Origin of the sequence: Oscillatoria salina IIICB1 (assembly GCF_020144665.1) — a bacterium.
Classification (GTDB): domain Bacteria; phylum Cyanobacteriota; class Cyanobacteriia; order Cyanobacteriales; family SIO1D9; genus IIICB1.
The window spans coordinates 71,586-87,817 of the sequence record NZ_JAAHBQ010000006.1 but is presented as its reverse complement, the minus strand read 5'-3'; the positions used below and the strand labels follow the sequence as shown (position 1 = coordinate 87,817).

General features: G+C 42.1%; 9 protein-coding genes. 4 read left to right on the top strand and 5 right to left on the bottom strand.

What is annotated here, in order from left to right; translation table 11 throughout:
- Positions 1 to 79: 79 nt before the first annotated feature.
- From G3T18_RS02250 to G3T18_RS02235, 4 genes are all read right to left on the bottom strand, one after another.
- Entirely contained in the window at positions 80 to 1,603 is a 1,524-nt protein-coding gene (locus tag G3T18_RS02250; RefSeq protein WP_224408892.1) for a site-specific integrase, read from the bottom strand.
- A 326-nt stretch (positions 1,604 to 1,929) separates the two neighbouring features.
- A complete protein-coding gene (locus G3T18_RS02245) occupies positions 1,930 to 5,781 on the bottom strand; it encodes a Calx-beta domain-containing protein (protein ID WP_224408891.1) in 3,852 nt (1,283 codons plus the stop codon).
- A gap of 208 nt (positions 5,782 to 5,989) precedes the next feature.
- On the bottom strand, positions 5,990 to 8,014 hold the full coding sequence (gene speA, locus G3T18_RS02240; RefSeq protein ID WP_224408890.1) for a biosynthetic arginine decarboxylase: 2,025 nt from the start codon (positions 8,012 to 8,014) through the stop codon (positions 5,990 to 5,992).
- 56 nt (positions 8,015 to 8,070) lie between these two features.
- Entirely contained in the window at positions 8,071 to 10,467 is a 2,397-nt protein-coding gene (locus G3T18_RS02235; RefSeq protein ID WP_224408889.1) for an ATP-dependent helicase, read from the bottom strand.
- A 61-nt stretch (positions 10,468 to 10,528) separates the two neighbouring features.
- On the opposite strand from G3T18_RS02235, the gene G3T18_RS02230 reads away from it, so the two are divergent.
- The 4 genes from G3T18_RS02230 to G3T18_RS02215 all read left to right on the top strand — a co-directional run bounded on the left by G3T18_RS02230 (position 10,529) and on the right by G3T18_RS02215 (position 15,447).
- Entirely contained in the window at positions 10,529 to 12,223 is a 1,695-nt protein-coding gene (locus tag G3T18_RS02230; RefSeq protein ID WP_224408888.1) for a glycosyltransferase family 39 protein, read from the top strand.
- A 99-nt stretch (positions 12,224 to 12,322) separates the two neighbouring features.
- Positions 12,323 to 13,270, top strand: coding sequence for a response regulator (locus tag G3T18_RS02225; RefSeq protein ID WP_224408887.1), 948 nt, complete (start codon positions 12,323 to 12,325; stop codon positions 13,268 to 13,270).
- A 73-nt stretch (positions 13,271 to 13,343) separates the two neighbouring features.
- Positions 13,344 to 14,039, top strand: a complete 696-nt coding sequence (ubiE, locus tag G3T18_RS02220) for a bifunctional demethylmenaquinone methyltransferase/2-methoxy-6-polyprenyl-1,4-benzoquinol methylase UbiE (protein ID WP_224408886.1) — start codon at positions 13,344 to 13,346, stop codon at positions 14,037 to 14,039.
- A gap of 178 nt (positions 14,040 to 14,217) precedes the next feature.
- Positions 14,218 to 15,447, top strand: coding sequence for a DUF445 domain-containing protein (locus tag G3T18_RS02215; RefSeq protein WP_224408896.1), 1,230 nt, complete (start codon positions 14,218 to 14,220; stop codon positions 15,445 to 15,447).
- A 416-nt stretch (positions 15,448 to 15,863) separates the two neighbouring features.
- Here G3T18_RS02215 and G3T18_RS02210 read toward each other — a convergent pair whose 3' ends face one another.
- A complete protein-coding gene (locus tag G3T18_RS02210) occupies positions 15,864 to 16,154 on the bottom strand; it encodes a hypothetical protein (protein ID WP_224408885.1) in 291 nt (96 codons plus the stop codon).
- Between the last annotated feature and the right edge of the window lie 78 nt (positions 16,155 to 16,232).

Sequence of the window (16,232 nt, the reverse complement as noted above, 5' to 3'; positions counted from 1 at the left end):
GGCGAGTGATTAGATAAAAAAGGGGGCTTTTTGCCTCCCTTCCCAATGTTGCGTTTTTATCTGTCAGTTTTCCTTCTGATTACATCTTACCACGTTGATAGTTTTCTTCTAATTCGTAGCGTTGTAGTTGTAGTTTGAGCCGTTCAATTTCCGCCTTTGCTGCGGCTAATTCGGCTTTTAAGGTATCTATTTCATTCTGTTTACCTCTTAGGTCATTTAATGCAGATTGTAACCCCTCTAGCTTACTTTCTTGACCTTGATAACGTAGGTAAGTGCTTTGATTCATTGCCACAGTGTGACCTAAGCTGTTAGCGATTGCTAGGTGGTTTAATCCTGCTTGGTGCATACGGATGTTAGTAGCATGACGTAGTTTGTGGGAGGTGAAGGCAATGTTTCTTCTGCCCAGCCAAGTGATGAATGACTGAGACCCCCTGTAGCCAGCTTTTGTCTTTTTGAGTGGTTCTTTGTTTTGAGGTAGAACCTCGTTAAACGGTTGGTTAACTAAGTCGAAAGTCTCAAACCAATTCTTACCTTTAGGCATGAATGGTAGTGCTAAACGTTTACCTGTTTTACCTTTCTCAATTACTAGGATTTTCTCGGTGTTGTTCGGGTCATTGATAGCAGGAATTAGCCTATCATTACCTTGGTATTTGATAGTTTCGGTAGGGTCGTCTTCATCGTCATTATTTATTACGATAAATTCCCCGTTTCGGATGATGACTGGACTATCCCAATTCATAATTGAGAAGGCTTCGTGTATTCGCAACCCATATATGGCAAGGATACCGTAGAGACGAAGGTTACGGGAATTATTTATTCCGTCAATTTTTCTGAAGGGATTTATCACGTCTTTATTCCATATTTTCTCCCAAGTAGTTTCTATTTCTTTATCATTTGGCAGGTAGTCTTTGTTCTTCTTAATGGTAAAATTCCTTCTTTCTTTCTCAACCCAAATTGTGAATTTTGCAGGCAGTTCGAGCAAAGGTAGAACTCGGCTCAGCACTCCGAAATGTAATTCTTTCACGCTGTTTTGTATTCCAGTATCTTCTGCCCATTGCTGCAAAGATTTTAGTGTGATTTCATTTTCGTTTCCTTTCCATATCTCAAATAGTCGAAAATTTTTCACAAAACTATTATGTGGATTTTTGAGCTTATCTTTGCGTCCCTCCCAGTCGTTATTAATTACCTCCCAGGCGTCATGAAATGTCACTTTGTCTTTTACCTCTTTTACCGACTGTACTGCTGGAGATTGTTGACGCTGCTTCGGTTTACGTCCGATTAACTCGTCTTTCCATTCGTCGCTATAGGTGCCTGATGTTAAGGCTTGGGTGATTTTTGTGGCTACTGATTCGGCTTCTACCAGATGGCGTGTGTTGATTGCTTGGTTAGCACCCCCCCAGCTATTCGTGACTGACATTCGTTTAGCTTTGCCGTTTGACCCTAACAGGGTTGGATGGCTGAATTGAATTTGCAGAGTTCTGTTCTTGATAACTAGCTTCGCTGTGCTGCCATATTTACCTATCTGGGTGAGTCGTTCATTAGCTTCTGCTACGAGGTGAGGAATCTTGTAACTACCGTCCTTCCAGGCTTCTGAAGGTTTCATTGTCTTACTCATCTATTACTCAATCCTTATGTACTTTGTTATGTAACTCTGATGAGTAATAGTATAACAGCAATTTGTCGTTTTCTAGTTCTAGAACTGCACTCATTGGTTAGAGACATTCGCTTAATATTGTGGGTAGCTTCCGGCACATATTTTAGAACTAATATACTTAAGGTTGACTTATTTTAGTGCCAAGATGGAATTTGAGTGAGTAAAATTTACATAACTTTGAGCGTTCAGCTAGTTGCCTGGAAGCACTAGTCACATCTCACTCTAACTTAATTCTTCATCGCCTCGATTACCAGATTTCGCACTTTTTTTTATTTTTAACCAATTTTCAGTTGAACAACCATATCTTCATAATCGCGATCGCCGCCTCCTGGTAAATCCTCAAAGCTAAAGGTATTATCTCCTAAGAGGCGCACGCGATCTATTCCTTGGGGATTGGCTTCCAGATAGGCAAAATATGCCATTGGTGCGCCATCTAATTGATTTTCGGGATTTTCTGCCAAAAATTCTGCTGTTGAGCCGTCAGCGATTAAATAAGGTGCGAGTAGTCCTTCGAGCAAGACTGCGGATGTGCCGTTACGGTCAAAGTTTACTACACTACGTTCGGCGATCGCTGCGGCTGCATATCCGGGATCTCCTGGTTTCAGGTCGCCGATGCTACCGTCTTCATCATCAATTCTATAAAATCCCACGTAATTATCAAAGCTTGCTTCGCTATTCACTGTAAATCCTACTGAGATTTCTCCTACATTCCGTAAATCGACTAATTCTCGTTTTCCTTGTAATTCTGTTCCCAAAGGTGCCAAACTATTATTATTAGTTATTTCGACACTCATAATAATATCGTTATAATCTTCATCGCCACCACCAACTAAATCTTCCCAAGCTAAGTTGTAAGTATTACTATCAGCTTTGGTTGCTTGGAGGTAGTTATAATTTTCTCCATTTGCTGAAGGGGTCGCAAATAAAACTTGCGGTGGATTTTTGCCCGCTTCTATGTCAGCTAATACGGTTTCTGTGGTACTATTTTGCACTAAGTAGAAAACTAATTTTTCTCCTGGTTCAAACTGGATTTGACGTGCAGAAATTAACTCACCTAAAGTTGTGTCGGGAAGGGCTGAAAATATTACCTGGGAACGTTTTAAAGCTGCTGCTAAATATCCAGAATCTTCGGGTTGTAAATTATCAATAGTTCCTAAGTTATCATCTACCGCGAAAACGCCAATTTCACTTACTAAACTAGCATTACGTTCTTGGAGTGTAAACAACAGTTGAGCGGGTTGGGATGATTCGGTAATTAAGAAAATATTGTCTTCAGTTTTGTTTAAATTAGCAGGTGCTAATCGTTCGATTTCATTGTTAACAATTGTCGCTTTTCCTTGACTTGCAGCGATATTAGCATTAACTGAATTTCTTAAGTTAACGAAGAAAGTTTCTTCTGCATCAACAAGATTATCTCCTCTAACTTCCACCGCAATGGTTTTGCTAGTTTCCCCCGGATTAAAGGTAATTGTTCCGGCTGTGGGCGTATAATCATTATTAGTCGTAGCTGTGCCATCAGCAGTGGCATATTCTACCCTAACTTCTTCAGTGCTAATTTGGTTAAGATTGACGGTAAAAGTTGCTGTAGCTACTTGATTATCTGCTTCCGAAATAGTCACATTATTAATTGATAAAGCTGGTGCATCATCATTAACAATTGTCGCTTTTCCTTGACTTGCAGCCACAAAAGCGTTAACAGGATTATTTAAGTTAACAAAGAAAGTTTCGTCATCTTCAACCGCAGTATCTCCCGTAACTTCTACGGTAATAGTTTTCGTGGTTTCTCCAGACTTAAAACGCAAACTGCCTAACACTGGGGTATAATCATTTTCATTCCTGGTGGCGGTGGAATCGATGGTAGAATATTCGACAACTACATCATCAAAAGTAGGTTCAGAAAGCATTACTGTAAAAGTAGCCAGAGTTGTACCATCATCTCCTTCAATAACGCGAATTTCGTTAATTGACAACGAAGGTGGAATTAAGCGATCGTCATTCGTAATGGTAGCTTGTCCCCGGCGATCGCCAATGGTAGCATTAGTAGCGTTACTCAAATTAACTGAGAAAGTTTCGTCTGCTTCTGGTATATTGTCAGCGAGGGTTTCTACGTCGATTGTCTGGCTAGTTTCTCCGGGATTGAAGGTTAGTGTCGCCGCGATCGCAGTATAATCTTCTGAAGCGATCGCAGTTTCGTCCGCAGTTTCATATTCAACGGTAACAGTTTCATTACTAACTGTATCTAAATTAACAGTAAAGCTGGCTGTATTTGTGCCATCATTACCCTCATTGACCGTAAGATCGTTAATCGAAATCCTGGGTAAGCTTCCTTCGTCATCATCAGTAATCGTCGCAATTCCTTGACGATCTGCCAGTAAAGAATTAGTGAAACTAAGGATATTCAAGTTAAAAGTTTCACTAGTTTCTTGCTGAGTATCGTTAACAATTTCTACCGCTACAGTTTTGCTAGTTTCACCAGGAGCAAAAATTAAAGTATCTCTAACAGCAAGATAGTCATTATTAGCAGTAGCAGTATCGTCAGCAGTAGCGTATTCTACTCTTACAGGTTCAGTGCTAGCTGTAGAAAGATTCAGGGTAAATTCCGCAGTAGAATTGCTATCTCCTTCCGTAACTTGCACATCGCTCACAGCCAGACGAGGAGTGTTATCATCATCTGAGATAGTAGCGATCGCCGTTTCTTTACCTAGATTAGCATTACTCGGATTATTCAGATCGACTTTAAAAGTTTCATTACTTTCACTTACCGTATCTCCCGTTACTTCCACCGCAATAATTTTGCTAGTTTCACCCGGATTAAAAGTCAGATTTCCTCTTGTGGGGAGATAATCATTGTCTTGTGTCGTCGCGGTATCATCAGCAGTAGTATAAGCAACAGTGACAGTTTCCTCACTAGGAAGATTTAAACTAACCGTAAAATTAGCACTAGTAACGCCATTATTACCCTCAGTAACAATAATATCAGCGATCGAGATTAAAAGATCGGAATCGGTATTTGGTGTTGGGCGATCGCTTATGCTAGCCTGAGTTTGATAATTCCCAATTAGTGCATTACTAGGACTGCTAAGATTGAGACTAAAGCTTTTATTTGCTGTGAAAGCTTCTGCATCAACTTCGACAGCAATAATTTTTCTAATTTCACCCGGATTGAAAACTAAAGTACCACTCGTGTTAGTGTAATCAGTACCAGCGATCGCCGTATTATCAACCGTAGCGTATTCTACCGTCACCTCTTCAGTGCTAGATTGAGAAAGATTGACCGTAAACTCCGCAAAATCAGGATTATCTTCTCCCTCACGAAAAACAACATTCCCCAGAGTTAACTCCGGTAAATTTATTTTCCAACCCAAATCTTTTAAAATAGCTAAAGTAAGCGGACTCGGTTGATGAATTACTTCTCCCGGAGCAACAAAAGGAGTCATCAAAGCATCCGGAGTACCTGTAGGGAAAGTATTTTCATCTAAATGTCCGATACTCGAACCTTCTTCCCAAATCGTCGGTGCATATAACTTAACAGGTAAACCGTTATTATTATTTACTGCATAAAATCCGTTAAAAAATACATCATCGCTTACCAATTGTGAACCCAATTGTGATGAAGGATTAGGAAATAAATTAGTATCAATTAACTTTTCTTGAGAACCATTGACCACAAAAGGATCGAAAACAAAAGGTCGAAAATTCAACCACCTTCCTTCACCTTGGCTGTATTCTAAAGTATCGCTAAATCCGAGACTGTGAGCAAGTTCGTGGATAACAATAGTCACAAAATCAAATTGATTTGAGTTAGAATTTCCATCAGTCCCCAAATACCAATTCGCATTTTTGTCAAAATTAGCTTGAATTTCCGCAGTTGTACCATTAATATCGCTCTTAGCGAACTGGTTAGCTAACGCCACAGGATAGACAATATTCGCCTGTGGGGTATTCGGAAAGTTAAGATGTACTGTAGTAGGATTTGCTGCACCGAGAGCGCCTCCTAGAGATGTCCAGTTAGCTTCGATGTTAACTGGGATAGGAGTGTCGATAAGTTCATTCCAGACATCAACAGCAAATTGAAAAGCAGTTTGGGCTTCCGGAGTAAAACCGTTGTATGTAACATTGAAAGCCATATCTACCCCTTTTTTGACTAAATGCTGTTACCTACTTTACCTTCCCCTCGGACAAAAATGCTAATCATGGGGACTGGTGACTGGGGATTAGGAATTAGGGATTGGGAAGAGGGAGGGAGGACAAGGGAGACAAGGAGGAATTAGGAGATAAACTGTTCACTGGTAACTGATAACTGTTCACTGATAACTGAACCCAGTCCCCAGTCCCCTAAGAACTAAGATAAGTGTAGTTATTTAAACTGCGTTCGTAGTTTTGTAGCAAACGCTGGGATTCTGCAATTGTAATCCGATTTTCTTGTAAAGCTTGTTCGGTTCGGCGACGAATTCGCTCTAATAGGTCTTCGGCGTTATATTGAACGTAGCCTAAGACTTCTGCAACTGTATCTCCCTTGACAAGATGCTCGATTTGATATCCTTTGGGTGTCATACTGATATGAACGGCGTTGGTATCACCAAAGAGGTTGTGTAAGTTACCCATGATTTCTTGGTATGCGCCGACAAGAAACATTCCGAGGTAGTAAGGTTGTTTAGAGGGAGAAGCTGAAACTGTTTCTGGTTTTGTCTCGGATTTATTGACAAGCGGATGCAGTTCTAAAATGTCTTTGATGTCTCGAAGGTCGATAAATTGGTCGATTTTGCCGTCGCTATCGCAAGTAAGGTCTGCTAAAATCCCTCTTTGGGTAGGTTCTTCATTGAGTCGATGAATGGGCATGATGGGAAAGAGTTGATCGATCGCCCAGGTATCGGGTGCGGATTGGAAGACGGAAAGGTTAATGTAGTAAATTGATGCCATAATTTTTTCTAGGTCTTCCAAGTCGTCGGGAACGTATTCTTGTTGACGACTGATTTCGAGAATTTGCTGACAACAAGCCCAGTATAACTGTTCTGCCCTGGCTCGTTCTGCTAAACTCAGATAGCCGAAATTAAATAGGCTGATGGCTTCTTCTTTGAATTGAATTGCGTCGTGATAAGCTTCTTGGTAGTTTTCTGAGTTAATTGCGGTGTAGGTTTCCCAAAGATTGCGAATGATGAGATGTTCTTTTTCTGCGATGGGTTGCGGTGGTTGAGAGGGTACGTCATTGGTACCGAGAACATCGAAAATAAGTACAGATTGATGAGATGCGATCGCTCTTCCACTTTCACTTATTAACACAGGTGCGGCTATTTGTGTTTCTTCACAAGCTTCTTTGACTTCGGCGACAATATCGTTAGCGTAGTTTTGCATATTGTAGTTTTTTGAGGCGTGGAAGTTGGTTTTTGAGCCGTCGTAGTCAACTCCTAATCCACCACCAACATCAAGATATTGCATTTTTGCGCCTAATTTTGTTAGTTGGACGTAAATTTGACTTGCTTCGCGAATTGCATCTTTGATGACGCTGATGTTGGAAATTTGCGAACCGATGTGAAAGTGTAGTAATTGCAAGCAGTTTAACATTTCGGCGGCTGCGAGTTGATTGACAACTGACAAAATTTGGGGAATCGTTAAACCAAATTTAGCGCGATCGCCACTAGATTTTCCCCATCTACCTGTCCCTTGGGTACTCAGTTTCGCTCTCACGCCTAATACTGGATTGATACATAATTTTTGGGCTATGTCAATCACTAGGGGTAATTCTTCTAACTGTTCGATGACAATTACTGGGAAGTGTCCCAACCGCGTCGCTAATAATGCCGTTTCGATGTATTCTCGGTCTTTGTAGCCGTTGCAAATCAGTAAAGTATTAGGTGAGTTATCCAGATAATTAGAGACAGGTTCCAGAGTCGCTAAAGCGATCGCTAATTCGGGCTTAGAACCCGCTTCAACGCCAAATTGATACGGTTTGCCAAATTCGACCAAAGCTTCGAGTAAATGGCGATGCTGGTTACATTTGACCGGATACACGCCACGATAAGTACCCGGATAATTATAACGGGCGATCGCCTTAGCAAAACAAGCGTGCAAACGTTCAATGCGATCGGCGAGAATATCGGAAAAACGAATTAGTAACGGTAGCCCCACATTACGCAATTTCAACGCTTCCACCAACTCTAACAAATCCAGAGAACCACCGCGATCGCCTTGAGGAGAAACAGTAACATGACCCGCAGCATTAATCGAAAAATAAGGTTCTCCCCAACTAGCGATGCGATAGAGTTTCTCGCTATCTTCTATTGTCCAATTAAATTTACTCGAATCTGAGTGAGACTCCCCAGAGTGATGATTTTTCCTACCTAAAACAGAACTTGAATTCATAGCGATCGCGATCTTACTTGTGCGATTATTATCTTAGCGATTGGGAGTTGGAGTTTTCAGCGCGATCGCGTTAATAAAGCTTGGAGAGCGAAAATAATCGGACAAGGCTTTTTAAGATGTAAATTATCAGTGCGATCGCCAACAAAAGTATTCCAAGTAAAAGGAGCTTTTTTCGCTGCTGAAATCCATAATAAACGTTTTGCTCTAGTCATTGCGACGTAAAGCAAGCGAAACTCTTCTGCTTTTTTCAACTTAGCTGCTTCTGACCAAGCATCTAGAGGTTGGGGTAAATTAGGAACAGGTAAACCCCGATACTGAGAGTGAATCGCCATACGAATTTGTACGCGAGCAACTTCTGCTAAAGTAAAATCGCCTAAAAACTTCGCTCCCGTGGGAACCCAAGGCTTACCAGGAATTGTATCTTCATGTAAAAATGGGAGAAAAACATAATCCCAATCGAGTCCCTTAGCTTTGTGCATCGTGATAATTGTTAATTGACCGGGAGCAGTGTAGCGATCGTCAGAATCTTCTTCTACCCCTTCAAAACGTTCGGAATTGACAATTTCTTGTAAAGCGTCAAGGGTAGATTTTAAGGAAGAATTATTAAAAGTTTGTCTTGCTACTCGTTCAGCTAACTTTTGCACGGTAGCCAGTTCCGAACCCGTGTAATTTAAAGTCATTCCCAGAAAAGAAATTAACTGAAAATCGGGTAACTCTAAACGAGCATTGAGGAGATGACAAGCGAGTTCTCGTGCTTTTTTTACTTTATTTTTTTGCGGGGGATCTAAGGGAGAAGGATACAAAAATTGTTCTGGGAAAGTAGCCAGTTCGTTTAAGTCTTGAGTAGGAATCAGATTGCGGTTTTGGAGAACTTCTAAAGCAGCTTTTAAATTATCTGGTGAGTGAGGGCGATCGATAAATTGTAAAAGCTTGAGAATTTCGCCAGGAATATGCGAATGACGTTCGACTTCGCCAACTTCATAAACTTTAATTTTATGTTCTCGTTGTAGATATTCTAGTTGTCGAGCAACAAAACTACCTTGACGATTTTCTCTAACTAAAACGGCAGCATTGCGAGCGGGATTTTCCTGAAATAATTGATAAATTCGCTCGCCAATTAATTTTACTGTTTCATAAATATCTTCAGGTGTATAAAGTTCTAAACCTTGACCAACAGGAGTCGGATTTGCGTCAGGTTGCGGATCGCCAGGATCGACAAGACGAATGTTTTGCGGGCGAAAAGGTAATTCATGAGGTTTTTGGGGTTGAGAAGGTTTTCTGCTTGTTTCCGGGGCAACAGGAGCCGTTGTATTCAATTTTTCCCAGTTACGATTAACCCAATTAAGACTATAATTAGCCGCTTGAATAATAACTTGACTGCTACGTCCAGCTCGGTCCATTGTGGCTAAACGACCTTGTTCTTGGCAAGTCTGGCAGAACCAATTAAAGTAAATGGGGTCAGCCGGAGTAAAAGTCGAATTAATAGCTTGATTGGGATCGCCAACGCGAACCAGATTTGGTGGTAAATGAGGATTATCGGGAGCGATCGCCAAAATTTTCAGTAACCTTTCTTGCAAAGGAGAAGAATCTTGGGCTTCATCTTCAAACACGGCAAAAACTTGCTTTTGCCAAAGTTGGCAAATTTTCTCGCGCTCGAGAACCCGCAAAGCGGCGAGAATCAGATCGTCATAATCAATAAAATTGCGAGCCGCCATTAACTTTTGATAGCGATCGTATAAACCCGCCGCACAAGCTAAAATTTGATATTCCTCAGTAGTTTGTTGAGCAAGATCGTGTAAATCTTCAGGTAACAAACCAGAAGATTTCGCTTCGCCGATCGCCGTACTTGCTAAACTAGGTAACACCTCAGTCCGCAGGACCGATTGACGGCGCAAACGCTCAGTTTCTTCCCCATCAAATTGGACGCCAGCAAGTAAAATTTGATAGCGTCGGGGATGACTAGCGATCCACTGTTCAACAGTAGCTTTGAGCAAGCGATGACTTTGATTAGGAGTAACAATTGTCGTCGTCTCGAGATTAAGTCCCGATAAATCGGGATGACGAAAAGCGATCGTCCAAGCTAAACCGTGGAGAGTATGAACCACAAAGCCCCCAGGTGGGAGAAATAAATCTTGGAGACACTGTTTAATTTTTTGTTTAATACTAGCCGCAGCCGAGCGAGTAAATGTTACCACAACTAATTGACGTTTTGGATCGAGACGATGATTAGCGATCGCTGCGGCGGCAGCTACCGCCAAACTGTGAGATTTACCCGCACCGGGAACCGCCGAAACAGCCATTACGCCACTTTGCCAGTCTGCCATAGTTTGCTGTCCCGGTCGCAAACCACCGCGTAATCTTTGCCAAGCTTGCTCTCGCAAAGCCAAATATTCCGACGGGCTAATTTCTGGAGTCACTGAAGAAGTTGAATTTGCGTTACTGTCTGTGGGCATCGTTTAATTGAGAAAGGAACAACTTTCTTTTTCCATTTTGGATGGTAAATTGGGAAAACTCGTGCATTATCTGGTCTTAGGGGTAATTATTATTTTGGGTGCGATGCTGCGGTTTTGGCAGCTAGACTACAAACCGCTTTGGCTTGATGAAGTTGTCACGGCTTTAGTAAGTCAGGGAAGGGGTTATGAAGATATTCCAGTAAATGTTGCCTTTTCGATCGCCAAATTACAAGATTTTTTTGCCTTTCGCCCTTCAATAAGTTGTGGCGAAATAGCGCAAGTAGTCGCTACTGACTCGACTCATCCACCGTTATTTTTTTGCTTAACTCACGAGTGGTTAGCTTGGCTAGATCCCGTACAACTGCCCTGGGTATGGAAACTGCGAGCATTACCAGCTTTAATTGGCGTAGTCGCGATCGCTGCGGTTTATTTACTCACTCGCTTGGCTTTTTCTAGCGGCGCTGGCTTAGTCGCGGCAGCACTAATGGCAGTTTCTCCTTTTGGCGTATATTTGGGACAAGAAGCACGACATTACACTTTACCCGTATTATTAATTACCTTAGCACTGGTAGGATTGGTAAAAATTACCAAAGACCTAGATCGAGGACGATCGCATTTGTCGGTGTGGATTGCTTGGGCGATCGTTAATAGTTTAGCTTGCTACGTCCATTACTTTTGCTGGCTTGCCTTTACCGCTCAAATTGCTACTTTAGTCGTGGTAATGTATCGCTTGCAGCGAGAACTAACCAAACGCACTTTAATTTATTTTAGTTTAGCGATCGCGATCGTCATGCTCAGTTATCTACCTTGGTGGTCAATTTTAGTAACTCATTTCAGCAGCCCGAAAACCAGTTGGCTACCTCCACCAGCAAATATTGCCCCCTTACTACAAATTATCGTCGCGTGGCTACTGATGGTAATCGCCTTACCAGTAGAAGGACAACCCATAACAATTCAAGTTATCTTAGGTTTATTAATGCTGGCTTTTGGTGGTTGGGCGATCGCTCAAAGTTCCCCAGGCTGGAAAAAACTCTCGCGAATGTCCAACACCAGCGAAGGTACATTTGTCCTCGCTTGCTTTATTTTCTTCGTCCTGCTCGAAATGTTAGCGATCGTCTACCTCCTGGGTAAAGACATCACCGTCGCACCCCGCTATAACTTTCTCTACTATCCCGCCTTAATTACCTTATTCGGAGCTTGTCTGGCCAACAATACCAGCAAATCCCTGCGTTTTAGCCGTCAGAACGAACGTTGGTTCAATTATCCCACCTTCGTCATCTTACTTGTCGGCTTTTTTAGCAGTATCTTCGTGATTTTCAACCTCGCCTTGCAAAAACCGTACCATCCCCAACAAGTCGCCCAAACAATGATCTCTTCCCCCAACCCCATCGCCCTCGCGATCGCCTACCAAGACGAACCCGATCTTGCTCTCGGATTAAGTTATGCACTCGCCTTGCAAAAACTAGACGCATCAGTCAAAAATACCTCTGTAGTTTTTTTAGAGCGAGATAAAGACTATAATTCTCTTTGGCAGAAACTATCTCACATTTCCGCCTCTCCAGCATCATTGTGGGTAATTGCGCCCACTCTCAAACAAAACGATTATCCCCAAACGCTTGACTTAGAAGGTAACAGCAGTTGTACCCTTGAACAAGCAGATTATTATCGCTTTGGTGTTCCTTATCAGCGTTATCGCTGCGTTAAGCAAAACTATGCCGGAGGCTTATCAGCTCAACAAAAAAATGGGCAAATTTAGTCTTTGTTGCTCAATATAAAATGGTATAGATAGAGATTAAACTTATTACCCAAGTACCAAACTAGCTTTAATTTTCCTTCATGGGTTTTTTGTGCTGTTATGGATAATCCCTTTGCCAATATAGATAGTATTACCCGTCAGTTAAAAAGCATGGAACGACGAAAAAAACCAAAAATGTTGGTAGTAGACGACGAACCAGATAACCTGGATTTACTTTATCGTACCTTTCGGCGTAACTTCCAAGTTTTTAAGGCAGACAGTGGAGTCAATGCCTTAGAAATTCTTTCCCAGGAAGGAGAAGTTGCTGTAATTATCTCCGATCAACGAATGCCGGAGATGAAGGGAACCGAATTTTTAAGCAAAACTGTGCCTGAGTTTCCGGATACAGTACGGATTATTCTCACAGGTTTTACCGATGTTGAAGATTTGGTAGAAGCCATAAATTCCGGGCAGGTCTACAAGTACATTACCAAACCTTGGGACCCAAACGAACTGAAAGCAGTAGTCGATCGCGCGGCGGAAACTTACGAAATTCTCAAACAACGTACTGAGGAATTACAACGGGCTGAGGCGCAAACTGAACTTTTAGCTGCAATTGTCGAAGTTGCCCAAAATTCTGATTCGGTAGCAGCTTCTTTGAAACCAATAGCTACAGCTTTTGGGAAAAGTTTTGGTAGCGATGGCTGTATCTTGAATTTGTTCGCCGATGGTACATTAACTGCCATTGGCCAGACATATAAAACTAGCGACGAAATTGATAATCACTTGGCTGACGATCCCTTAGCCGCAGAAGCGATCGCTTCCCGTCAAACTCAAGCTTGGGTAAGTTCGGCTTCTAGTCCTCCCCCAGAAGGAGTAGATTATTATCAAAATTCTGGGATTAAAGTCAATCTGGTAATTCCGATTATCTATCGCGAAGAGTTACTGGCACTGTTGTCTTTGCAATGGCTGCATCCAGCCAAATTGCAAGAAGACGAACTGAAATTAATTCACCTCTCAGCACAGCAGGTAGCTTTAGCGATTACCAGTACCCGCTCTTATCAGTAGAGATACGCCGAAGCGCATCTCTAACTGATTTAACAGTACCCGCATCTACCAGTTATCACCTTATCACTTAATTATGAAAGATGAACAAATTAAACAATTATTTAACCGCATCGCCCCAGAATACGATCGCCTAAATAATACTCTGAGTTTAGGATTGCATCGAGTCTGGAAACTGATGGCGGTAAAGTGGACTGAGGTGAAACCTGGAGATGTGGGTTTAGATGTTTGCTGTGGTAGCGGCGATTTAGCTTTGCTCTTAGCGAAGCAAGTAGGAATAACTGGTAAGGTAGTTGGAGTGGATTTTGCCGAAGATTTGCTCGAAATTGCTCGTCAGCGTAGTATAACTCAATCTCCTCGACTTAATATTAGTTGGATAGCAGCAGATGCGTTGGCTCTTCCTTTTGCAAATTGTACTTTTGACTGCGCGACGATGGGCTACGGACTGCGTAATGTCACCGATATTCCTCGCTGTTTGAGTGAGTTACACCGAGTTCTCAAAAGTGGCGCCAAAGCTGCTATTCTCGACTTCCATCGCCCCAGTCAGCTTATTTTTCAACAGTTTCAGCAGTGGTATCTCGATAAAATTGTAGTTCCTAGTGCTGAAAAATTAGGTTTACGAGACGATTATGCCTACATTGCTCCCAGTTTAGAGCGATTTCCCCTAGGTAGCGAACAAGTTAAACTAGCTCGTCAAGCAGGATTTGCTCAAGCAACCCACTACAAACTGGCGGCTGGGATGATGGGCATCCTCGTCCTCAAAAAAGCGTAAAATGGTAGTTGGGGATTGGCGATTAGGGATTAGGGATTAGGGATTAGGGATTGGGAACTAGCAGTTAGCAGTGAACAGTTGTCAGTTATCAGCTTATCCCCCTCTTCCGGTGTCCCCAATCACCACCTCCCCAGCCCCCAGTCCCCAATCACCAGTCCCCAGTCACCTTTACTTGCGCGTGGATTTTTCTAATATTTGGATTTTCTTTGTTCCTCCGATCGCTGGTAGCATTATTGGCTATTTCACCAATGATTTAGCCATCAAAATGCTGTTTCGTCCTTATAAACCAATTTACTTTGCTGGTCGTCAGTTACCTTTTACTCCTGGTTTGATACCTCGCAATCAAGCACGGCTTGCGAAACGGGTAGCGGATACAATTATGGGTTCCCTGTTGACTCCTTCCGAGTTACAAGGTTTAGCGCGGCGTTTGCTGGCAACGGAAAGAGTACAAGGGGCGCTGTTATGGCTGCTTAAATTGGCGCTAGACCAAATTCAGGAGGATAAACAACAAAAAACTGCGAAGATTATCGCAGATATTCTGCGAGATTTGGTTGGACAATCTTTACCTCGTCTACTTAAGGTTTTAGCACGTCGAGAGGATTTTCTCGAAGTTCAGATTAACCAAATTTTCGATCAGATTTTATTAGAGTTTCAGCTTACTGACGAGCAAGCGAGAAAGCTTTCTGATTGGATACTAGAAGTAGCGCTACCACCAGATTTACTGCGACAGGCGATCGTTGATTTTCTTACCGATCGCAATATTCAAATTATCGATGAGGGTTTCCGCGAAAAGTCAAGCGGTACTTATTGGGTGGTGGCAAATTTATTCGGTTTGCGTAATGCTTTGACTCGGTTGCGGACATTTTGCTTGGATGAGAAAGAGGTAGCGAATGCTCGCTTACAAGAATTAATTTTAACTTTAGAAGTACGCGATCGCCTCCGCACTTGGTTCAAAAATCTCTCTTTGCAAAATTTACCTGTCTCGACTGTGCGACAGTTACGCAAAACTACTCGCGAAACTGTGCGTAGTTACATCCAAGACAAAGGTACCGATTTTATTCAAGGATTTGGTCAATCTATTGATTGGGACAAGGTTGGTGTACTGTTAATTAATCGCTTGCGTAACTCCGCAGTTGTTAATAGTTCTCTGGAAACCATTTCTTACGAACTGGCTTTGATTTTAGAGCGTTATTTGGAAGAAGATTTAGAAAAAATTGTCACCAAAGTTATTCCCATTTTATCAATCGACCAAGTAATTGTTGAGCGTGTAAACGCCACTACCCCCGAACAATTGGAATTAACTATTCAGGGAATTGTGAAAAGTGAGCTACAGGCGATCGTTAATTTAGGCGGAATTTTAGGTTTAATCGTCGGTTTAATCCAAACAGCAATTCTCCTCTTTACCTAAGTTTTCAGTAGTTAGTAGTGAGGACTTTAGTCCAGATTTCAAGCAGCGCCAAAGCACTGACTACCAACTTAAAGAAACAGTTAGTAGTGAGGACTTTAGTCCGCATTTTCAAGCAGCGCCAAAGCACCGACTACCAACTTAAAGAAAGAGTTCGTAGTGAGGACTTTAGTCCGCATTTCAAGCAGCGCCAAAGCACCGACTACCAACTTAAAGAAAGAGTTCGTAGTGAGGACTTTAGTCCGCATTTTCAAGCAGCGCCAAAGCACTGACTACCAACTTAAAGAAACAGTTAGTAGTGAGGACTTTAGTCCGCATTTTCAAGCAGCGCCAAAGCACTGACTACCAACTTAAAGAAAGAGTTAGTAGTGAGGACTTTAGTCCGCATTTCAAGCAGCGCTAAAGCACTGACTACCAACTTAAAGAAAGAGTTCGTAGTCCGCATTTTCAAGCAGCGCTAAAGCACTGACTACCAACTTAAAGAAAGAGTTAGTAGTGAGGACTTTAGTCCGCATTTTAAGCAGCGCCAAAGCACCGACTACCAACTTAAAGAAAGAGTTAGTAGTGAGGACTTTAGTCCGCATTTCAAGCAGCGCTAAAGCACTGACTACCAACTTAAAGAAAGAGTTAGTAGTGAGGACTTTAGTCCGCATTTCAAGCAGCGCTAAAGCACTGACTACCAACTTAAAGAAAGAGTTCGTAGTCCGCATTTTCAAGCAGCGCTAAAGCGGTGACTACCAACTTAAAGAAAGAGTTAGTAGTGAGGACTTTAGTCCGCATTTCAAGCA